Consider the following 20,287-nt stretch of genomic DNA (forward strand, 5'->3'; position numbering starts at 1 on the left):
GAATCACATTCGCGATTCACCATTGGAGAACATCATGGCAGCGTCAAGCCGATCCGGCAGCAGCCAATCCGGCAGCGGCAAGAAATTCTGGTTGCTGGGTGGAGGCGTCCTCCTGGCGATCGCGCTTTATACCGGCGGCTGGTTCTATGCAGCGTCGGCGCTGAAGACCACGGTGTTGAAGGCGATCGCGCCGCGCGGAGAGGCTGGCGTCAGCGGCGAATGCTCCGATATCGAATTCCGCGGTTATCCCTTCCGCATCGGCCTGTTCTGCTCCAGGATCGACGTCGACGACAACGTCAACGGTGTCTCCGCCACCTTCGGCGCGCTGCGCTCGGCAGCCCAGGTCTATGCGCCCGGCAATATCGTGTGGGAGCTCGATTCGCCGGCCGAGATCCGCACCGGCAACGGCCTTTCGATCTCGGCCCAATGGACGAACCTGCAATCGAGCCTTGCGACCAGGCTCAGGGGCATCGACCGCAGCTCGACCGTCATCGAGGGGCTGAAGGCGATGGCGGTCTCCTCTTTCACCGGCCAGACCATCAGCTTTGATGCGGCCCGCACCGAAATCCATCTGCGTCAGAACGGCGCCGATCTCGACGGCGCGATCTCCGTGCAGGATGCGAACACGGCGATCAAGGATTGGCCGCAGATCTTCCCGAAACTGTCGGCCAGCATTGACCTGACCGTCGCCGGCAAGGCCGGACTGATCGACGGCAGCGACCCGAATGGCCTCAATGGCGCCACCGGTGAACTGCGCCGCATCGTCGCCGACATCGGCGACGGCAAGGTGATGACGCTCACCGGCCCCTTCTCCTTCGACGAGCAGGGCTTCCTTTCGGGAAAATTCAAGCTGGAGATCGAACAGCTCGGTCCCTGGAGCGACAGCCTGAAGCAGGCCTTTCCCGACCTCGCCTCGACCGTCAACACGGCGACGAAGCTCTTGAAGGCGCTTGCCGCCGGCAGCGACAAGGTCTCGGTCGATCTCGTCGTCGATCGTGGCAACGCCACGGTCAGCGGCTTCATCCCGCTCGGCCGGATTCCGCCGATCTGACCTATCTCGCCTTTCAGGCTATCGGCTTGATGAAGAAGACCTCCGGCACCGATTGCAGGCCTGGCATCTCGATCGCACCGGTTTCAGTAAATCCGTTGCGGCGATGCCAGTCCTGGGGCCTGCTTTCATCGCATTCGCTCGACGTCATCAGCAGACGGGCGCCTTCGCCACGCATCGCCTCTTCCCAGGCGAGAAACAGCGCGGTGCCGACGCCCGACCGGCGATGGCCGGGCAGGACGCGGATCATTTCCATATAGGGAACCCTGCCCCAGAAGCGGGAGAAGCGCAGAAAGCCGACGATCTCGCTGCCCTCCTTGGCAACGAGGTATTCGCCGAGCGTCACGCAGCGCGATACCCATGCTTCACCGGAACTGGCATCTTCGCGAACCAGCCAATCGGTATCCGCGTGGCTCGCGTTCGCCACTTCCACCATCGCGGGGCTACTTCTTATCAAGCGCGTGGGGGCGGCCGAAATCAGGCGCGTCGACATCCTGGCCGGCCTGGACGATCGAGCGGCGGATGGCGCGCGTGCGGGTGAAGAGTTCGAAAATCTTGTCGCCCTCGCCCCAGCGGATGGCGCGCTGCAAATAGGCGAGATCCTCCGAGAAACGCGCCAGCATTTCGAGGATCGCATCGCGATTGTGCAGGCAGACGTCGCGCCACATGGTCGGATCGGAGGCGGCAAGGCGGGTGAAATCACGAAAACCCGAGGCGGAATATTTGATGACCTCGGACTCCGTCACCGTCTCCAGATCGTCGGCAGTGCCGACGATATTATAGGCGATGATATGCGGCAGGTGCGAAACGATGGCGAGCACCTTGTCGTGATGCTCGGCATCCATCTCATCGACCTTCGAGCCCAGCGCTTCCCAGAAGCTGCGCAGCCGCTTCAGCGCCACCTCGTCGGTACCGGCGACCGGCGTGAAGATGCACCAGCGGCCTTCGAAGAGGCCGGGAAAGCCGGCATCCGGGCCGGATTTTTCGGTACCGGCCAGCGGATGGCCGGGGATGAAATGCACATTATCAGGCATATGCGGCAGCATCTGTGCGATGACCGAGGCCTTGGTGGAGCCGACATCGGTGACGACAGCCCCGGGCTTCAGGCTTCCCGCGATCTCCTTCGCCACGCTTTCCGAAGCGCCGACCGGCACCGAGACGATCACCAGATCGGCATCCTTGACGGCATCCTGCGACGACGTCGTGTAGCGGTCGCCAAGGCCGAGTTCTTCCGCACGCTTCAGCGTATCGGCGCTGCGGGTGGCGACGACGATCTCCCTTGCAAGGCCGAGCCGTCTGATATCGTAGGCAAGCGAAGAGCCGATCAGGCCGATGCCGATCAGCGCGATCCGATCGAACTGCACGCTCATGACTGATGTCCCATAAATTCGCTGAGCGCGGCAATGACGCCGCGGTTGGCCTCTTCGGGACCGATGCTCATGCGCAACGCATTGGCGAAGCCATAGCCGCGGACGGCACGCAGGATGTAGCCGCGGCTCGTCAGGAACTCGTCGGCATCGGCGGCGCGCTTGCCGTCGATCTCGGGGAAATGGATGAGGACGAAATTGGCGACCGAAGGCGTCACCTTCAGCCCGATCGCTTCGAGCGCCCGGGTGAGCGTCTCCACCCACATCTGATTGAAGGAGACGGCCTGCTGGACGAAGGCTTGGTCGCGGATGGCCGCAGCGCCGGCGGCGATTGCCGGCGCGTTCAAATTGAACGGCCCGCGCACGCGGTTCAGCGCGTCGACGATCTCGGCGGGCGCATACATCCAGCCGACACGCAGCGCCGCAAGACCATAGGCCTTCGAGAAGGTGCGGGTCATCACCACGTTGGCATTGGAGGACACGACCTCGATGCCGGCTTCATAATCGTTGCGGCGCACATATTCGGCATAGGCAGCATCGAGCACGAGGACGACATGTTTCGGCAGCCCGGCCTGCAGGCGGCGGATCTCGCTGACGGGAACATAGGTGCCTGTGGGATTGCCGGGATTGGCGATGAAGACGATCTTCGTCTTCTCCGTCACCGCGGCAAGGATCGCATCGACATCGACGGCACAGTCCTTTTCCCTGACGACGACAGGCACGGCACCCGCGCCCAGGATCTGAATCTTGTAGACGAGGAACCCGTGCTCGGTGATGATGCCCTCGTCGCCGGCGCCGAGATAGACATGGCAGAGCAGGCCGAGCAATTCGTCCGAACCGTTGCCGCAAAGGATGTTTGCCGGATTGAGACCATGCACGGCGGCGATCGCCTCGCGCAGCTCGACCGCCTGCCCGTCGGGATAACGCGCCAGAGTGTCGGCGGCCGCCTTGAACGCCTCGATTGCCTTCGGGCTGGCGCCGAGCGGCGTTTCGTTGGACGAAAGCTTGTAGACGCGGGCAACGCCCGGCGCATGTTCCTTACCCGGCACATAGGCTGCGATATCGAGAATACCGGGACGCGGAACGGGCTTGCTCATCTCAACGCTCATGGGTCGACCTTGGAATTGCCGGAAATCCGGGCTGAAAAACACCAAGTGGCATTAAAGCGGAATGCGATTGTTGTCGAGAGGTATGGGCGTGACGCAAGCAGCCTGAGAAGGCTGAGAGCGGCGTCAGCGGTTGCGTGTGGTCGGCACGCCATGCGGTGCGAGAACCGGCACGAAGACGCGGCGGGAAGCCCGCGCTGCAACCGGCAGCCCCTGATAAAGCCGCTTCTGCGCCTCGACGATGATGACGCCCGAGAAAGCCGGCCACAGCGTTCGGCCGATCCGCTCGAAGGCACGGCGAAGGCGCAGAATGGTCCTGAGCTTCGAAGGCGGGAAGAACAGCGCTTCGGCCGTCGCGCCCGGCGTGAAATTCGTCTCGCGCAGCAGATGCGTCAGCTGGCCGCGCGAATAGGGCCGGCCCGAACCGAAGGGTGTGTGCTCCATGCGCGCCCAGACGCCGCGCCGGTTCGGCACGACGATAACAAGCCGTCCGCCTGGCGCCAGCACCCGCCAGAGCTCCTTCAGCGTCTCGCGCGGACTTTCGGCGAATTCCAGCGAATGCACCATCAGCACCCGGTCGATCGAGGAATCCGGCAGCGGCAACTCCTCGTCGAAGACAAGCGTCGTCGACGAGAGCGAGCCCATCGGCCAGTTCACCGCGCCCTGCCCGGCCGGCATGAAGGCGAAGGTGCGCTCGGTATCGGCCTGGAAACGGTCGAGGAAGGGCACGGCATAGCCGAGACCGACCAGACGCTCCTGCGGCAGCCGCACCCAGAGCGAGGATAGCGCCATGGCGATCGACTGCTCGGCAAGACGTCCGAGCTCGGAATGATAGAACTGGCGTAGGTCGACGATATCGGCGTGCATTGCGACAAATGTTATCAGCGGGCGGTTGGACTTCAAGGCCGGAACCTCTACATTCCCGCGAGACTCCTGAGACAAGGGATTATTGAACGATGAAACCTTTGGAATTAGACGTTTTTCTCTGCCGCACCGACAATTTCGGCGTTCTCGTGCACGATCCGGAGACAGGCTTGACCGCGGCGATCGATGCGCCGGAGGAGGCGCCGATCCTGGAAGCGGCGACTCGCCGCGGCTGGAAAATCAGCCATATCTTCACCACCCACCACCACACCGACCATGTTAGTGCCAACCTGGCGCTGAAGGAGCAGTTCGGCTGCGAGATCATCGGCCCGATCAACGAGGCCGTCGCCATTCCCGGCCTCGACCGGACGATGGCCGATGGCGACAGCTTCCTTTTCGGCGATCACACGGTCAAGGTCATCGAGACTCCCGGCCACACCGCCGGCCATATCTGCTATCACTTCGTCGACGACAAGCTGCTCTTTGCCGCCGACACGTTGTTTGCGCTCGGCTGCGGCCGGCTGTTCGAACGCCCGGCCGCCGACATGTGGCATTCCCTGCAGAAGCTCGCCGTGCTGCCCGATGAGACCGCCGTCTATTTCGGCCATGAATACACCTTGTCCAATGCCCGCTTCGCGCTGACGGTCGATCCGGACAACGAGCGCCTGAAGAGCCGCGCCGCCGAGGTCGAGGCCCTTCGTGCCGACGACAAATTCACCATTCCGACGACGCTGGGACTGGAAAAAGAGACCAACCCGTTCCTGCGCGCCGCCGATCCGGCGATCCGCCGCAATCTGATCATGGAAGGCAAGACCAACGAGGAGGTCTTTGCCGAGATCCGCAAGCGCAAGGACAATTTCTGATGTCGCCTCAGGACATCATCCGCGAACTCGGCATGCAGCCGCATCCCGAGGGTGGCTGGTATGTGCAGACGTTCCGCGATACGGCGGGCGGAGAACGCGGCCACTCGACGGCGATCTATTACCTGCTGACCAGGGGACAGCGCTCGCACTGGCATCGCGTCCATGACGCGGTTGAGGTCTGGCATTATTACGCCGGCGCGCCGCTCTTCCTGCATCGTTCAGAAGACGGAACTGAAAGCGAGACCCTGACGCTCGGAACGAACCTGTCCGCCGGCGAGCGGCCGCAGGCGATCGTTCCCGGCAATTGCTGGCAATCGGCCGAAACCCTCGGCGATTTCACCCTGGTCGGCTGCACCGTCTCGCCCGGCTTCGAATTTTCGAGCTTCGAGATAGCGCCACCCGATTGGAAGCCCGGCGCTAGAGCATGATGCCGAAACGTGTGAGCGGTTTTCGAACGACATCATGCTCTAACGATATAATTTAGAACAGGATTCAGATTTTAGGCCAACCGGGCGTAAAATCTGGATCCTGTTTTAAGGCCTACTCTGCCGCAGACTGCGCCGGAACCTTGCGGCGGAACATGTCCTGGGCGGCCAGCACCGCCCCGCCGGTAACGAGCAGGCAGGCAAGAGCAATGCGCCAGCTTGGCTCGGCAAATCCGAACAGCACCAGGATCAACGTCGAAAGCAGAGGCGCGGCATAACTTGCTGCGCCGAGGATCTGGATGTCGCCGTTCTTGACGCCGTGATCCCATGCATAGAAGGCAGCACCGACCGGAAAGAGCCCGAGCCCGGCGACGGCGACCCATTCGAAACCCGTTGCCGGCCAGACGGTCGTCTCCAGGCCGAGATGGCAGAAGAACGACAGGATGGATGTCGCAAGGCAAAAGCCGGTGACGACATCCGTGGAGACGGCATCGAAACGCCGCGTCAGCAGCGAATAGCCGGACCATGTGAAGGCGCAGAGAAAGGCGGCCCCGTAGCCGACGGCATAGGCGCCGTCGAAATCGATGCCGTTGCGGCCGACGATCAGGAAGGTGCCGCAAAGCCCGGCAAGCGCACCCGCCAGATGATACCAGCGCAGCCGTTCGCCCGGCAGCAGCGCCGAACCGACGACGATCAACAGCGGCCAGAGATAGGCGACCAGCCCCGCCTCCACCGCCGGCGCGTTGCGGAGCGCGGTGAAATAGAGGAAATGATAACCGAACAGCCCTGCAATACCCGTTATCCAGACCTTGGCCGGCTGCTTCAGCAGCGCCAGCCGCGCGGGGTTGAGGACAAGCACCACGAGGCCAGGGATGCTGCCGATCGCAAAGCAGATGGCCGCAAGCTGGAACGGCGGCATCTTGCCGGAGGCGGCCGTGAACAACGCCAGGAACGACCACATCAGGATGGCCGTAAAACCGATCAACGTCGCGCGAAGCCTCACCCGTCCCCCTTCACGGAGACTGAAGCTCCGTCAGCTGTCGCTGCCGTATTTGACGGCAGTGATCGTCACCATTCCATATTCGGTTGGAATACGCACATAGACGGGAGCGTATACATTTGCCGCGTCCGACTTGGCAAACCAGATTTCCATGCGGTTGCTCTTGCTGAGATAGTCGATGTCCTTGCGGCCCTTCTTGTAGCCGGAGCGCGGCACGAAGCGCACGCCGCAGACAACCGCCTTGCCCTTGAAGCCGTTGGTCGAAAAATCCTCGTCGCCCTTCTGCGAAAGCACCAGATCCATGCGCGTCTCGCCGTCGAAGATCGGCAGCGTCTGCGAGCAGACCTTGGTATCGCCGGTGAAGACCAGGCCGGAGATCGGATCGAGCACCGATCGCATGTCGCGTGGTGTGACATCGATCCAGTTCTTCGGACGCTTCGGCGCCGGTGTTGTCGTCGCCGAGACGATGTTGCCGTCGCGGTAACTGACCTCGTAGACGCGGGCCTTCTTGCCGCTCTTGTAGTAGAGCGAATATTTCTGCGCCTGCAATCTATCATTGCGCACGACACCGCTCACGCTGGTCTTGGCCGAAATCGTCGTGACGAGATCGGCAAGGCCGGCGGAATTGATGCTGCCGGCGATCTTGTAGCTGTGATCGTCCTCGATCTGCGTCAGGAAGGCGGCGCGCGCGATCGGCAAGCCGGCGAGCGTCACCCGGTATTCCGTCCGATGTTGGATTTCGGCCGCCGATGCCGGTATGGCAAGCAGCGCGGCGATGGCCGAAATGAAAATCCGTCTGCCCGAATGAGCCATGAATCAAGCCTTGTCTTGGCGCGCGCTGGCAGCCCTTGTTAAGCGCTCTATACTCCTGCCGTGAAGGGAAGAAAACAGCAGCTTTTTGACAGAATTGCGGGAAAGGCCAAGGTTTGGCTTGACGCAAGCAGCCTGTCTGACTATAGAACCGCAACTTTCCAATCATGCCTGTTGGATTGCGCGCCTGGTTTTGCCGGGAATGTCAATTCGATGGCCCGACAAAAACAAGAATAGGTGTTCCATGTCCCGCGTGTGCGAATTGACCGGCAAGGCCGTCCTGACTGGTAACAATGTCAGCCATGCCAACAACAAGACCAAGCGCCGGTTCCTGCCGAACCTGTGCCAGGTCACGCTGATATCCGACGCTCTCAACCAGCGTTATCGTCTTCGCGTTTCGGCTGCTGCTCTTCGCTCCGTCGAGCATCGTGGCGGCCTCGATGCCTTCCTGCTGAAGGCCGGCGAAAACGAACTCTCGATGCGCGCGCGCCTGCTGCGCCGTCAGATCGTCAAGAAGACCGCCGAAGCCGCTGCTGCGTAAGCTTCTGCCTTTCTTTCATACGGCTTCAAAAGGCTTGAACGGATAATACCGGACAAGCCTTTTGCTTTGTCGGTTTACTCCTCCAACTGGTGGCATCACCCAGGATAAAAAAATGCTGAAGACCCGCTATACCATCGCCTATGTCGCGCTGATGACGCTCGTCGTCGTCGCCTCCAACTTCCTCGTCCAGTTTCCGCTGAACGCCGAAGTCGCCGGCATCAACCTTGCCGACATCCTGACCTGGGGCGCCTTCTCCTATCCGATCGCCTTCCTGATCACCGATCTGACCAACCGCCAGTTCGGCCCACAGGCCGCCCGCAAGGTCGTCTTTGCCGGCTTCGTCGTTGGCGTGACACTCTCCTTCTTCACCTCGGTTCCGCGCATCGCCATCGCCTCCGGCTCGGCCTATCTCGCCGGCCAGTTGCTCGATATCGCCGTCTTCAACCGCCTTCGCCGCCAGGCCTGGTGGCGCGCGCCGCTGGTCGGCTCGCTGATCGGCTCGGCGCTCGATACGGTGATGTTCTTCTCGCTGTCCTTCGCCGCGTTCTTCGTCCTCCTCGGCCCGAACGATCCTTTCGCGCTGGAAGCAGCTCCCGTCCTGGGCGTCTTCGCCACGGAGGCTCCACGCTGGATTTCCTGGGCGATCGGCGATTTCGCCGTGAAGATGATCGTCGGCCTCGTCATGCTGCTGCCCTATGGCGCGCTGATGAACGTGCTGCGGCCGATGCAGGCCGCCCGCGCCAGCTAAACCGACGACCGTGTCAACGCCGCCGCCGGACCGCACCGGCGGCGATCGCCGGATGCAGCAGAGCCTCTGCAACCAGATCGTCGATATCTCGTGACGAATCGAGCCGCAACACCGGCGCTGTCTGCGTTTCCAGCCATTGCTCATGCGCTGCAAGACTGCGGCGTTCCGGACCGGCTGTGTCGTAACTCGCCGCCCACTGCAGGAATTCCCCGCTTTTAACTTCCATGTCGCCACCGGGCCCGATCCTGTTTCCATACCGGGCAATCTCCCGCGCATGGATTCGCGCTATCCGCAGTTCCGGCTCGATCCTGAGAAATACGATCAGCTCGTAAAGCGGCTCCAGTGGCCCGCCCCATTTCAGCGCCGATCCGGAGAGAACCCAGCCGTCATGCCGTGCGGTTTCATCAAGGAGCAGCCGGCTACACTCGTCGGCATTCCTCGGCGTCGTGAACGGCGGATCGGTCGGCATCCAGAAGAAATCGTCGGTGTCGAGATGGGCGATATCGAGCCTTTCGGCAAGCGCACGGCCGAGCGATGTCGTACCGGAACCGGACGCGCCCATGACATGAATATGCACCATGAATCTCCCTCCGAAGACGGATTCCCGATTGCGCGGGATAGCCGAGGCATATGACATCAGTCTGACGCTCTAGCATTTTCAATCCTCGCATCGCGCTTTCCGAAAATCGATTCCGATTTCGGGCCGGTGGCTAGGATCAATTCCGCTTCTGGGAACTCGGCGCTACCCACGCGGCTTCTTCCGAAAGCCGGAATTCCAGCATCAGGTTGCGCTGCAGGATCGAATGATTGTCGTCCGACACCAGGATGATATGGGTCGTGCCGTCGGCCGCCTGAAAGGCATCGAGCCCTTCCATATTGTCGATCTGCGAGTTGAAATTGCCTTCCAGCAGCAAGTCGCCGCTGACGACGGCGCCGGGCTTGATATCGGCGCCCTTGATGCGCCGAAGGCGCATGCCGATGCCTTCGGCCATGTTGAAGCGGCGTTCCAGCAGCAGCAGGTCGCCGTTCGGCAGGAAGGCGCCGTCGGTGACGTCGAAGCTGCCATCCCGCTCGACCGAGAAACGCCCTTTCAGCGGCCCGCTGAGAATGGCCGCCAGCCGGTTGCCGTCGCTGTCGAGACCGCGCTCGGAGACGATGACCACGCCGCCCTTCAGCGGGCTCGATGCCGGCGCCACCGTGATGGTCTCGATGCCGCGATTGTCGCTCAACATCTTCCGCGGGATAAGGATCGGCAAAGTGGCGATCGCGCTCGAATCGGCGAAGCCGGGGTCGGGATAGACATCGACGCGATGGCGCTGCTCGAAGGAGACCAGAATCCGGTCACCGTCCAGCGCCAGGCCCTCGGCATCCATATATCCCTTGCCCTCGAAGCTCAGCCCGGCGCTGTTCTTCATCGGCGTGATCTCGACATCCAAAAGGCCGGAAAGCCTGCCCTTGACGTCGCGCTCGATGCTGCCGGTCAGCCATTGGCCGGTATCGAGCACGACGACGAAATGTTTTTGGTCCGGCCGGAAACGGATGGAGGAGAGCGAACCGAACAGCGCTCGGCTGGACACCATCTCCAGCCCGCCGAGAAATTCCATCGATCCGAATTTCGTCTCTGAAGAGCCGATCCTGAAGTCCGATATTTGCCGGCTAATGACCGGCACCTCGTCAGCAGCCCAGGACGGGAAGGCGCCTGTGGCGATACAGAGGGCAATCGACGCCGCACCGCAGAGACGCTTGATCGTCATGCCGGGTATTTCCTTTGAGCGACATCAGCCGGCACGGCGCAGCCGGCCGCCACGCGGCTGGACGGATTGATCTTCGAATAGCGAGGCAAGCTGCTCGGTCATTGCACCGGCAAGCTCGTCCGCATCGACGATCGTCACGGCGCGGCGATAGTAGCGCGTCACGTCGTGACCGATGCCGATCGCCAGCAATTCCACAGGCGAGCGCGTCTCGATCCGTTCGATGACGGCGCGCAGGTGCCGCTCCAGATAATTGCCCGGATTGACCGACAGCGTCGAATCGTCCACCGGCGCCCCGTCCGAGATCATCATCAGGATGCGGCGCTGCTCGCGGCGTGCGAGCAGGCGATTGTGTGCCCAGATCAGCGCCTCGCCGTCGATATTTTCCTTGAGCAGACCCTCGCGCATCATCAGCCCGAGATTGGCGCGGGCGCGCCGCCACGGCGCGTCGGCCGACTTGTAGATGATGTGGCGCAGGTCGTTGAGGCGGCCCGGCGTCTGCGGCTTGCCGCCGGCAAGCCAGCTTTCACGCGCCTGCCCGCCCTTCCAGGCCTTCGTCGTAAAGCCCAGGATCTCGACCTTGACGCCGCAGCGCTCCAGCGTGCGGGCAAGAATATCGGCGCAAGTGGCGGCAACCGTGATCGGCCGGCCGCGCATCGAGCCTGAATTGTCGATGAGCAGGGTGACGACGGTGTCGCGGAACTGCGTGTCGCGCTCCATCTTGAAGGAAAGCGCTTGCATCGGGTCGATGATGATGCGCTGCAGCCGGGCCGGATCGAGATAGCCCTCTTCCAGATCGAAATCCCAGGAACGGTTCTGCTGCGCCATCAGCCGGCGCTGCAGCCGGTTGGCAAGCCGCCCGACCGCGCCCTGCAGATGCGCCAGTTGCTTGTCGAGGAAAGCGCGCAGGCGCTCCAGCTCGGCGGCATCGCAGAGCTCCTCGGCGGTGATGATCTCGTCGAACTCTTCGGTATAGACGTGATAATCGACCTTCTCGTTGAAATCGGCAAAAGGCGTGTTCGGACGGCGGGTTTCGCCCGGCGTTTCCGAATCGTCCTCGCCCTCTTCCATCATGTCGTCGTCGGAAATCTCGGCGCCTTCGGTCTCGCCGTCCTCCATCTGCTCGTCGGCGACTTCGCTGTCCTCGACGGGGGCGGCATCGGTGCCGGCATCCTCGTCGACCTCGTCCTGATCCTGCTCGTCGCCGTTCGGCTGGTCTTCCTGCTCCGACTGGTCGTCATTGTCGGCTTCGCTGTCGTCGTCGCCATACTCCTCGGCCATTTCCATGGCCGACAGCATGTTGCGGATGACCTTGGCGAAGGCCTGCTGGTCGTTGATCGAGTTCGACAGGTTGTCGAGCTCGGTCCCTGCCTTGTCCTCGATGAAGCCGCGCCAGAGATCGAGCACCTTGCCGGCAGAGGCCGGCGGGCGCTGGCCGGTCAGCTTCTCGCGCACCATCATCGCCACGGCTTCGCCGACCGGTGCGTCTTCCTGACGCTCGATGCCGGTAAAATTCGCCTTGGAATATTTCTCCTCGGTCATCGAGCGTAGGTTCGACGCCACGCCCTCCATGCGCAGCGCGCCGATCGATTCGACGCGCGCCTGCTCGACCGCATCGAAGATCGCCCGGGCGTCCGAGCCCTGCGGCGCCATCGTCGCATGCACCTTCTCGTCATGGCAGGCGAGGCGCAGCGCCATGGAATCGCCGAGCCCGCGGGTGACCGCCAGCTCATGCGCCGTCGGCCGCTTGGAAAGCTCCGGCAGCCGGATTCGCTCGCCGGTCATCCCCGGCCGTTCGTTGGCGAAGGTCACCTCGACATCGCCGTCGCCGGCGATCGAGCGCACGCAGCCGGTTATCGCCCGGCGCAATGGCTCGACGTCGACAGGCGCGCCGGGTTTTGCTTTCGAATTGTCACCGCGAGCTGCCATGATCGGTCGATCTCAAGCTCCGAGAACGATATTGGCGGCACTTTCCTTCAGCTCGACGCCGAAGGCGCGCTGATAGTGCTCGGCGACCAGCGGCCGCTCCAGCTCGTCGCACTTGTTGAGGAAGGTGACGCGGAAGGCGAAGGCGAGATCGCCGAAGATCTCGGCGTTTTCAGCCCAGGTGATGACCGTGCGCGGGCTCATGACGGTGGAGAGATCGCCGTTCATGAAGGCGGCGCGCGTCAGATCGGCAACCCGAACCATCTTCGAAACCGTCTCGCGGCCGTTCTTGTCCTTGCCGAAGCTCTTCACCTTGGCCGCAACGATATTCACTTCGTGATCATGCGGCAGGTAGTTCAGCGTCGTCACGATCGACCAGCGGTCCATCTGCGCCTGGTTGATCTGCTGCGTGCCGTGATAGAGGCCGGTCGTGTCGCCAAGGCCGATCGTGTTCGCCGTCGCAAACAGGCGGAAGGCAGGGTGCGGCCGAATGACGCGGCTCTGGTCGAGCAGCGTCAGGCGGCCGGAGGATTCGAGCACGCGCTGGATGACGAACATCACGTCGGGACGGCCGGCATCATATTCGTCGAAGACGAGTGCGACATTGTGCTGATAGGCCCAGGGCAGGATGCCGTCCTTGAATTCGGTGACCTGCAGCCCGTCCTTGACGACGATCGCATCCTTGCCGACGAGATCGATACGGCTGACATGGCTGTCGAGATTGATGCGCACGCAGGGCCAGTTGAGGCGCGCCGCCACCTGCTCGATATGCGAGGACTTGCCCGTGCCGTGATAGCCGGAGATCATCACGCGGCGGTTATGCGCGAAGCCTGCGAGAATGGCGAGCGTCGTGTCGCGGTCGAACAGGTAGTCGGGGTCGAGGTCCGGCACATAGGCGTCGCCCTTGCTGTAGGCGGGAACGCGGATGTCGGAATCGATACCGTAGGCCTCGCGGACCGAAACGGTGGTATCGGGCAGTTCTGATATATCCAGGTCGATCTTGCTCATCATGTCTCCAAGGCGGGTGATGCCACCCGGCCATACTGTCTCAGGCCATGTCGCAACCCGGACGCCGCGATTTTATTCCACGCCCGTCCAGGTCGGAACGTCGGCGATACTTCTCCGGGACTGAAACGAAACCTCGGCGGGATGATGACCGCGTGCGAGCATTCTTGAAAGAGTCCCGGACAAGAAACGCCGCGTCCGGAAGGTCGGCGGAGGCGATGTCGGGAAAACGCACAAATATGAGCCGCGTTTGCCTGCGGCCTCAGCCGATTTGGACCATACCCGATTGAAGCCCAAGAGCAAGGATGGGAATTAACAAAAACCGTTCTGCTTCAACAATTGATAGGCCTGGATGACGGCGCGGAAACGCTCCTCCGAGCCGCGGTCGCCGCCATTGGCATCCGGATGGTGTTTCTTGACCAGTTCCTTGTAGCGGCTCTTGATCTCCGCCGACGTCGCATTGGCGTCGAGGCCCATCGTTTCGAAGGCTTTGCTTTCCAGCGATTTCAGTTTGCGGGCCTGGGGAAAACGCGGTCCGCTGCCCTTGCCGCCGCCTTCCTTGACGAAGCCAAAGGGATCGCGAACACGGGTATAGGCGCCGGAGCGGACCTCCGAATGCAGCGGACTGTCCTTCGCCGCCTTGTTGACGCCGACGGTCCATGTCGGCCGGTGGCCGGTGATCGCCTCTTTCTGATATCGCGCGATCTCACCGTCGGAAAGACCGGAGAAATAATTGTAGCCTTTGTTGTAGTCCTTGACGTGCTCGAAGCAGAACAAAAAGAACTGGCCTTCCGCATTGCGTCCGACAGGAGCGCGATGCGTGCCTTTCTTGTCGCAGCCGTCCCACTGACAGGTAGGCGGTGCCTGCTCTGGCTCCGGCTCCCGTTTGCGGCGTGTTCGGATGCGATCGAAATATTTGGAATCAAGTCTCATGACGGCGCTAATTATGGTCCTGCCGCGAAGCGACAACAAGAATTGACAAATGGGAATGTTACTGGCTTGGTGGGAACCCTTTTCGCGAAGCTGCAAGACCGGATGATGACCCTGCGAACCCGCATTGAAGAAAAACTAGTCGAAGCCTTCGCGCCCGAACGCCTGAGCGTCATCGACGAAAGCCATCTGCATGCCGGCCATCAGCCTGATATCACGGGCACCGGCGAAACCCATATGCGGGTGAGAATCGTTTCGGCCAAATTTACCGGCATGTCGCGGCTGGCGCGCCACCGGGCAATCACCGACCTGTTGAAACCGGAGCTGGATGCCGGACTGCACGCGCTGGCCGTAGAACCGGCAGCACCTGACGAACCGACCCGCTGGTAGCGGCAGCAAAGCTTATATAGGCATTGGCGGCCGGCAATCCTACAGCGCCGCGCATCTTTTCAGATGCGCAAGGGATACTGTAGCAATTTGAATGGATCAGGCTGGCTTTGCGCCGTCTTCCCCGGCCGGGCGGATACGCAGCTTGGTGATGCGGTTCTTCTCCCGCTTCATGACGATGAAACGCTTGCCATGAAAGGTGAAGGCCTGGCGCTCTTCCGGGATGGTCATCGATTCGTGGATGACGAGGCCGGCGATCGTCGTTGCCTCCTCGTCGGGCAGGTTCCAGTCGAGCGCGCGGTTCAAGTCGCGAATCGGTACGCCGCCGTCGACGACGACGGAACCGTCGGCCTCCTGACGCACGCCCTGTATTTCGATATCGTGCTCATCGGAAATGTCGCCGACGATTTCCTCGAGAATATCCTCCAGCGTGACGATGCCCTGCACCTCGCCATATTCGTCGACGACGACGGCGAAATGCTGCTTGCGGCGCAGGAAAGCGTTGAGCTGATCCTCGAGGTTGGTGCTGTCGGGCACGAACCACGGCTTCTGCGCGATTTTCACGATATCGAGGTTCTGCGGCTCCATATTCGGCTCGGCAAGCGCCCGCAGCAGATCCTTGGCGTGCACGACACCGATGATGTTGTCGATCGTGCCGCGCCACAACGGCATGCGCGTATAGGGGCTTTCGAGAATGGCGCGCACCACCGCTTCCGGCGGATCGTCGGCATTGATCGCCCGCATCGCCGTGCGGTGGACCATGATGTCGGACAGTTCGAGCTCGCTGAGATCGAGCACGCCACCGAGGCGGTCACGGTCGGCCTTCACCACCGATCCCTCGCGGTGCAACAGGTCGACGGCGCCGCGCAGTTCCTCATGGGCCGTCAGCATCGAGGTCTCTCGTGACAGATTGATACCGAACAGCGAAAGAATCCGGCGAACGATCGCATTGACGAAGGAGGAAGCCGGGCCGACGACGATGACGAAGAGCCTGGCCGGGATAGCGATGGCGAGTGCGAAGCGGTCGGGCGTCGAAATCGCCCAGCTCTTCGGCAGCACTTCGGCGAAGATGACCAGGATAACGGTCATCGCCAGCGTCGCCAGCGCCACGCCGGAACTGCCGAACAGCCCGAGAAAGAGGCTGGTGGCGATCGAGGATGACAGGATGTTGGCGAGATTGTTGCCGATGAGCAGCGCCCCGATCAGCCGGTCGCGCCGCTCGATCAGCTGCCGGACAAGGCCGGCGCGTTCGTCGCCATTGACTTCAAGCGTATGGATACGGCTGCGCGAAACGGCGGTCAGCGCGGTCTCCGAGCCGGAAAAGAAGGCGGACATGAGCACGAGCGCCGTGATCGAAAGGATCTCCGGCCAATATGTCGCGAGAAATGCCAGAGCGCCTTCGACCGACATCAGGGATGCTTTTCCCGGAGAAAGCTGATCACTTCGGACGCCGGAACATCGTCGGCGACGAAGGACTGGCCGATGCCCCGTGTCAGGATGAAGGTGAGCTTGCCGCTTTTGACTTTCTTGTCCTGCGCAATCGCATCCATCAGCGATTCCGCCGGCGGCAGGTCGCCCGGAATATCGGACATGCGGGTCGGCAAGCCGACCTCCTTCAGATGCCGTTCGACGCGCCGGGCGTCGTCCGGGCTTGCAAGGTTCATGCGTGCGGAGAATTCGTGCGCCAGCACCATGCCGATCGAAACACCCTCGCCGTGCACGAGGCGCGAGCTGTCATAGGCGGTCGCCGCTTCGAGCGCATGGCCGAAAGTATGGCCGAGATTGAGCAGCGCCCGTTGACCGTTCTCGCGCTCGTCGGCAACGACGACATCGGCCTTCGCCTGGCAGCTCTTGGCAATCGCCTCGATACGCGCGGGGCCGCCTGTAAAAACCGACGTCCAGTTCGCTTCCAGCCAGGCGAAGAAATCCGGCTTGTCGATCAGCCCGTATTTCGCCACTTCGGCGTAACCTGCGCGGAATTCGCGCTCGCTCAGCGTATCCAGCACATCGGTATCGGCCAGCACCAGATCCGGCTGGTGGAAGACCCCGATCAGATTTTTGCCATGGCGGGAATTGATGCCGGTCTTGCCGCCGACCGAGGAATCGACCTGCGACAGCAGCGAGGTCGGCACCTGGACGAAACGCACGCCGCGCCGGACGATGCCGGCGGCAAATCCCGAGAGATCGCCGATGACGCCTCCGCCGAGCGCGATGACGCAATCATTACGTTCGACGCGAGCCTCCAGCACCTTGTCGCAGGCCGTGATGAGATGTTCGAAGCTCTTGGTCTTCTCGCCCGCTGGCAGGACGACCTCAGCCGACACGATGCCCGCTTGATTCAGGCTTGCGACGAGAGCCTCGAGATAGAGCGGAGCGACATTTTCGTCAGTGACGACAGCCGCCTTGCGGCCCTTGAGGCGAGAGGCGATCTCGGCGCCTGCCCGTGCAATCAGCCCCGGCCCGATCAGGATGTCGTAGGCGCGCTCGCCGAGCGGCACATGCACCGTTCGGATCGTGGAGGCGGAGGGTATCGCATTCATGACGCTGCACTTTCCTTCTGAGCTTCGATCATGGCCTTCAGCACCTCGTCGGCCATGATTTCCTTGCGCACGTCGCGGGAAAGCACGGTGATATCTGCCTGCGCGTAGATCGGATAACGCGCGTTCATCAGGTTTTCGAGCGTCTGCTTGGGATTTTCGGTCTTCAGCAGCGGCCGCGTGTCGCGTTTGTTGACCCGCTCCCACAACACGTCGAGATCCGCCTTCAGCCAGACCGATAGGCCGCCCTTCTTGATATGTTTGCGCGTCCGCTCGTTGATGAAGGCGCCGCCGCCGGTAGAGACGACACGCGGCCCGCTTTTCAGCAGCCGCTTCATCACCCGCGTTTCCAGCGCCCGGAACTCTTCCTCGCCATAGGCGGCGAAAAGTTCGGGGATCGTCATCCGCGACACACGCTCGATCTCGAGGTCGCTGTCGACGAAGGGAATGGCCAGCTGGCTGGCGACGATGCGCCCGACGGCGGATTTGCCAGCGCCCATCAGCCCGACAAGGATCAGATTACGTGAACCGAGCGCGGCGCGAGCTCTGTCTTTCAGGCTGTCAGCAACGGTCAGCAGTGGTTCACTCATCGGTCCATTCACACTTTGTTTGCAAACGGTATCGACAAATGCAGATGGAGCGTCAAGTCGCGGACAAGGGAATCATGGCTTGAATACCGCTTCTTGCACTTGCAGACAGGCTTCCTATAACAGAAGCAGAGCATGAAGGAGTTGCCGGATGCCGACCCTGTTCCGTTTCCTGTTCGTCTGCGCGATCCTCGCCGGGACGGTCTACGGAGCGATGCTGGCGCTTGTGACCTTCGTGGAGCCGCAGCAGCGCGACGTGACGATCCGCATTCCGTCCGAGCGGGTCAATCCGCCCGCCACGGGCGCCATCGACACGACCAGGAAGTGACCGACATGGTGGATTTCGGCCGCGTCCACGTGGAATCCTTCCTGGAGATGATGAGCGCCGAGCGGGGTGCCGCCGCCAATACGCTGCAATCCTATGAGCGCGACCTCGATGACGTCAGCTCCTTCCTGAACGGCCGCAGCGTGCGGCTGACCGAAGCCGCCTCCGCCGATCTCGCCGCCTATCTCTCCTCGCTCGCCCAAAAGGGCTTCAAACCCTCTTCCCAGGCGCGCCGGCTTGCCGCCATGCGGCAATTCTACAAGTTCCTCTATGCCGAGGGCCTGAGGACCGACGACCCCACCGGCATTCTCGACGCGCCGAAGAAAGGCCGTCCGCTGCCTAAGACGATGGGCGTCGAGGAGGTCGGCAGGCTGCTTTCCCAAGCTGAGACCGAGGCGGAAGATCCGGCTCCGGGCCAGCTGCAGCGCCTGCGCATGCTGGCGCTGCTGGAGCTTCTCTATGCCACCGGCATGCGCGTCAGCGAACTCGTTTCGCTTCCTGCCCGCGTGCTCGATCAGGAAGGCCGGTTCCTGATGATCCGCGGCAAGGGCAACAAGGAGCGGCTGGTGCCACTGTCGCAATCGGCAATCACAGCCTTGAAATCCTATGGGCGCCTGCTGGCGACCGAAAACGCCGCGGCAAACGAGCCGCAGGAAAGCGCCTGGCTGTTTCCCGCCGCCTCGAAGGAGGGATACCTGCCGCGCCAGGTTTTCGCCCGCGACCTCAAGAACCTGGCGATCCGCGCCGGCCTGACGCCGTCGCTGATCTCGCCGCATGTCATGCGCCACGCCTTTGCCAGCCACCTGCTGGCCAACGGCGCCGATCTGCGCGTCGTGCAGGAACTGCTCGGCCATTCGGACATTTCGACTACGCAGATCTACACACATGTCCTGGAAGAGAGGCTGCAGCAGCTCGTCCAGACGCATCACCCCCTTGCCAAACAGGCGAAAAAGCACGAATAGGACCGGCGACATGGGGCGGAGCCAGGAAAACGCCCCGGGCACAAGGAACGGAAACGCACCTCATGCACAATTATCTCGACTTCGAAAAGCCGATCTCCGACCTCGAAGGCAAGATCATCGAGCTGAAGAAGCTCGCAACGGAAGACGAGAGCATCGACACCACCGATGAAATCGGCAGGCTGGAGGTTCGCGTCCGTGAGGCGATCGTCGAAATCTACTCCAAGCTCAACGCCTGGCAGAAGACACAGGTTGCCCGCCATCCGCAGCGCCCGCATTTCGTCGATTATGCCAAGACGCTGTTCCAGGAATTCACACCGCTTGCCGGCGACCGCAAGTTTTCCGAAGATGCCGCGATCCAGGCGGGCCTTGCCCGTTTCCGCGGCCAGCCGGTCGCCGTCATCGGCCAGGAAAAGGGCAACGACACCAAGAGCCGCATCAAGCACAATTTCGGCAGCCCCCGTCCGGAAGGCTACCGCAAGGCGATCCGCATCCTTGAAATGGCCGATCGTTTCGGCCTGCCGGTGATTTCGCTGGTGGATACGGCAGGCGCCTATCCCGGCGTCGGCGCCGAAGAACGCGGCCAGGCCGAGGCGATCGCCCGCTCGACGGAAATGTGCCTCGGCGTCAAGGTTCCGCTCGTTTCCGTCGTCATCGGCGAAGGCGGCTCGGGCGGCGCGATTGCCATCGCCACCGGCAACCGCGTCTATATGCTCGAGCATTCGATCTACAGCGTCATCTCGCCGGAAGGCGCCGCCTCGATCCTCTGGCGCGATTCCACCCGCGCCCGGGAAGCGGCGACCAACATGAAGATCACCGCCGAAGACCTGAAATCGCTCGGCGTCATCGACGGCATCATTTCCGAGCCGCTCGGCGGCGCGCATCGTGATCCCGACAGCGTCATTGCCGCGACCGGCGATGTGATCGCCAATGCTCTGGCCGAAATGGCGTCGCGCTCCGGCGAGCAGTTGCGCAACGATCGTCGCCAGAAATTCCTCGCCATGGGCCGCAATCTCTAACTCAACTTCGGCTCTTCACCGATTGGGGCCAAATCTTGGCCACATTGATGTTATCTGTAACTTTCGCGCTTGCGGGGATGTTCGTGGCA

General features: G+C 62.3%; 23 protein-coding genes. 9 read left to right on the top strand and 14 right to left on the bottom strand.

Annotation, left to right across the window (positions count from 1 at the left end; genetic code table 11):
• The first annotated feature begins 34 nt into the window (after positions 1-34).
• The gene (locus tag FHX10_RS22010) at positions 35-1,051 is read left to right on the top strand and encodes a DUF2125 domain-containing protein (protein ID WP_028756427.1); all 1,017 of its coding nucleotides are present in this window, start codon (positions 35-37) and stop codon (positions 1,049-1,051) included.
• A gap of 13 nt (positions 1,052-1,064) precedes the next feature.
• Here FHX10_RS22010 and FHX10_RS22015 read toward each other — a convergent pair whose 3' ends face one another.
• The 4 genes from FHX10_RS22015 to FHX10_RS22030 form a co-directional block, all read right to left on the bottom strand.
• A complete protein-coding gene (locus FHX10_RS22015) occupies positions 1,065-1,484 on the bottom strand; it encodes a GNAT family N-acetyltransferase (protein ID WP_132574239.1) in 420 nt (139 codons plus the stop codon).
• A gap of 7 nt (positions 1,485-1,491) precedes the next feature.
• Positions 1,492-2,418, bottom strand: a complete 927-nt coding sequence (locus FHX10_RS22020; RefSeq protein ID WP_028756429.1) for a prephenate/arogenate dehydrogenase family protein — start codon at positions 2,416-2,418, stop codon at positions 1,492-1,494.
• Positions 2,415-3,512, bottom strand: coding sequence for a histidinol-phosphate transaminase (gene hisC, locus FHX10_RS22025; protein ID WP_183845243.1), 1,098 nt, complete (start codon positions 3,510-3,512; stop codon positions 2,415-2,417). The genes FHX10_RS22020 and hisC overlap by 4 nt, the downstream gene beginning before the upstream one ends.
• 135 nt (positions 3,513-3,647) lie before the next feature.
• A complete protein-coding gene (locus FHX10_RS22030; protein ID WP_028756431.1) occupies positions 3,648-4,424 on the bottom strand; it encodes a class I SAM-dependent methyltransferase in 777 nt (258 codons plus the stop codon).
• Positions 4,425-4,477: 53 nt separating this feature from the next.
• Here FHX10_RS22030 and gloB point away from each other — a divergent pair, with 53 nt between their 5' ends.
• Positions 4,478-5,248, top strand: a complete 771-nt coding sequence (gene gloB / locus FHX10_RS22035; RefSeq protein ID WP_183845242.1) for a hydroxyacylglutathione hydrolase — start codon at positions 4,478-4,480, stop codon at positions 5,246-5,248.
• The gene (locus FHX10_RS22040; RefSeq protein ID WP_028756433.1) at positions 5,248-5,676 is read left to right on the top strand and encodes a cupin domain-containing protein; all 429 of its coding nucleotides are present in this window, start codon (positions 5,248-5,250) and stop codon (positions 5,674-5,676) included. The genes gloB and FHX10_RS22040 overlap by 1 nt, the downstream gene beginning before the upstream one ends.
• Before the next feature lie 112 nt (positions 5,677-5,788).
• Here the strand turns inward: FHX10_RS22040 and FHX10_RS22045 are convergent, their stop codons facing one another.
• A complete protein-coding gene (locus FHX10_RS22045; RefSeq protein WP_028756434.1) occupies positions 5,789-6,676 on the bottom strand; it encodes a DMT family transporter in 888 nt (295 codons plus the stop codon).
• A gap of 30 nt (positions 6,677-6,706) precedes the next feature.
• Entirely contained in the window at positions 6,707-7,486 is a 780-nt protein-coding gene (locus FHX10_RS22050) for a DUF3108 domain-containing protein (RefSeq protein WP_183845241.1), read from the bottom strand.
• Between the two features lie 241 nt (positions 7,487-7,727).
• Between FHX10_RS22050 and rpmB the strand changes: the two genes are divergently transcribed.
• Both rpmB and FHX10_RS22060 read left to right on the top strand, forming a co-directional pair.
• Positions 7,728-8,024 carry a 50S ribosomal protein L28 gene (gene rpmB, locus FHX10_RS22055; protein WP_028756436.1) on the top strand — a complete coding sequence of 99 codons (297 nt, stop codon included), beginning with the start codon at positions 7,728-7,730 and terminating at the stop codon, positions 8,022-8,024.
• A gap of 112 nt (positions 8,025-8,136) precedes the next feature.
• Positions 8,137-8,772 (top strand): VUT family protein, encoded by a 636-nt coding sequence (locus FHX10_RS22060; RefSeq protein WP_028756437.1) that lies wholly within the window; start codon positions 8,137-8,139, stop codon positions 8,770-8,772.
• A gap of 13 nt (positions 8,773-8,785) precedes the next feature.
• Here the strand turns inward: FHX10_RS22060 and FHX10_RS22065 are convergent, their stop codons facing one another.
• The 5 genes from FHX10_RS22065 to FHX10_RS22085 all read right to left on the bottom strand — a co-directional run bounded on the left by FHX10_RS22065 (position 8,786) and on the right by FHX10_RS22085 (position 14,387).
• Positions 8,786-9,352 carry an adenylate kinase gene (locus tag FHX10_RS22065; RefSeq protein WP_183845240.1) on the bottom strand — a complete coding sequence of 189 codons (567 nt, stop codon included), beginning with the start codon at positions 9,350-9,352 and terminating at the stop codon, positions 8,786-8,788.
• A 136-nt stretch (positions 9,353-9,488) separates the two neighbouring features.
• Positions 9,489-10,526: an esterase-like activity of phytase family protein gene (locus FHX10_RS22070; RefSeq protein WP_028756439.1), complete on the bottom strand. Its 1,038-nt coding sequence runs from the start codon at positions 10,524-10,526 to the stop codon at positions 9,489-9,491.
• 24 nt (positions 10,527-10,550) lie between these two features.
• On the bottom strand, positions 10,551-12,452 hold the full coding sequence (gene cobT, locus FHX10_RS22075; protein ID WP_047615893.1) for a cobaltochelatase subunit CobT: 1,902 nt from the start codon (positions 12,450-12,452) through the stop codon (positions 10,551-10,553).
• 12 nt (positions 12,453-12,464) lie between these two features.
• On the bottom strand, positions 12,465-13,457 hold the full coding sequence (gene cobS, locus FHX10_RS22080) for a cobaltochelatase subunit CobS (protein WP_047615895.1): 993 nt from the start codon (positions 13,455-13,457) through the stop codon (positions 12,465-12,467).
• A gap of 309 nt (positions 13,458-13,766) precedes the next feature.
• Complete coding sequence (locus tag FHX10_RS22085; protein ID WP_028756442.1) at positions 13,767-14,387, bottom strand: J domain-containing protein; 621 nt, start codon at positions 14,385-14,387, stop codon at positions 13,767-13,769.
• Between the two features lie 102 nt (positions 14,388-14,489).
• Here FHX10_RS22085 and FHX10_RS22090 point away from each other — a divergent pair, with 102 nt between their 5' ends.
• The gene (locus FHX10_RS22090; RefSeq protein ID WP_028756443.1) at positions 14,490-14,774 is read left to right on the top strand and encodes a BolA family protein; all 285 of its coding nucleotides are present in this window, start codon (positions 14,490-14,492) and stop codon (positions 14,772-14,774) included.
• Between the two features lie 96 nt (positions 14,775-14,870).
• On the opposite strand, the gene FHX10_RS22095 is transcribed toward FHX10_RS22090, so the two are convergent.
• From FHX10_RS22095 to FHX10_RS22105, 3 genes are read right to left on the bottom strand one after another with little or no spacing between them, the layout of a single operon-like run.
• On the bottom strand, positions 14,871-16,181 hold the full coding sequence (locus tag FHX10_RS22095; RefSeq protein WP_028756444.1) for an HlyC/CorC family transporter: 1,311 nt from the start codon (positions 16,179-16,181) through the stop codon (positions 14,871-14,873).
• Positions 16,181-17,311, bottom strand: coding sequence for a 3-dehydroquinate synthase (aroB, locus tag FHX10_RS22100; protein ID WP_183845239.1), 1,131 nt, complete (start codon positions 17,309-17,311; stop codon positions 16,181-16,183). The genes FHX10_RS22095 and aroB overlap by 1 nt, the downstream gene beginning before the upstream one ends.
• The gene (locus FHX10_RS22105; protein ID WP_028756446.1) at positions 17,308-17,898 is read right to left on the bottom strand and encodes a shikimate kinase; all 591 of its coding nucleotides are present in this window, start codon (positions 17,896-17,898) and stop codon (positions 17,308-17,310) included. The genes aroB and FHX10_RS22105 overlap by 4 nt, the downstream gene beginning before the upstream one ends.
• Before the next feature lie 148 nt (positions 17,899-18,046).
• Between FHX10_RS22105 and FHX10_RS22110 the strand changes: the two genes are divergently transcribed.
• The 3 genes from FHX10_RS22110 (at position 18,047) to FHX10_RS22120 (ending at position 20,198) form a co-directional block, all read left to right on the top strand.
• A complete protein-coding gene (locus FHX10_RS22110; RefSeq protein ID WP_012759201.1) occupies positions 18,047-18,223 on the top strand; it encodes a hypothetical protein in 177 nt (58 codons plus the stop codon).
• Positions 18,224-18,228: 5 nt separating this feature from the next.
• Positions 18,229-19,182, top strand: a complete 954-nt coding sequence (gene xerD, locus FHX10_RS22115) for a site-specific tyrosine recombinase XerD (RefSeq protein ID WP_127431854.1) — start codon at positions 18,229-18,231, stop codon at positions 19,180-19,182.
• Positions 19,183-19,244: 62 nt separating this feature from the next.
• Entirely contained in the window at positions 19,245-20,198 is a 954-nt protein-coding gene (locus tag FHX10_RS22120; protein ID WP_028756449.1) for an acetyl-CoA carboxylase carboxyltransferase subunit alpha, read from the top strand.
• The last annotated feature ends 89 nt before the right edge of the window (positions 20,199-20,287 follow it).

Origin of the sequence: Rhizobium sp. BK591, assembly GCF_014195045.1 — a bacterium.
Taxonomy (GTDB): Bacteria; Pseudomonadota; Alphaproteobacteria; order Rhizobiales; family Rhizobiaceae; genus Rhizobium; species Rhizobium anhuiense.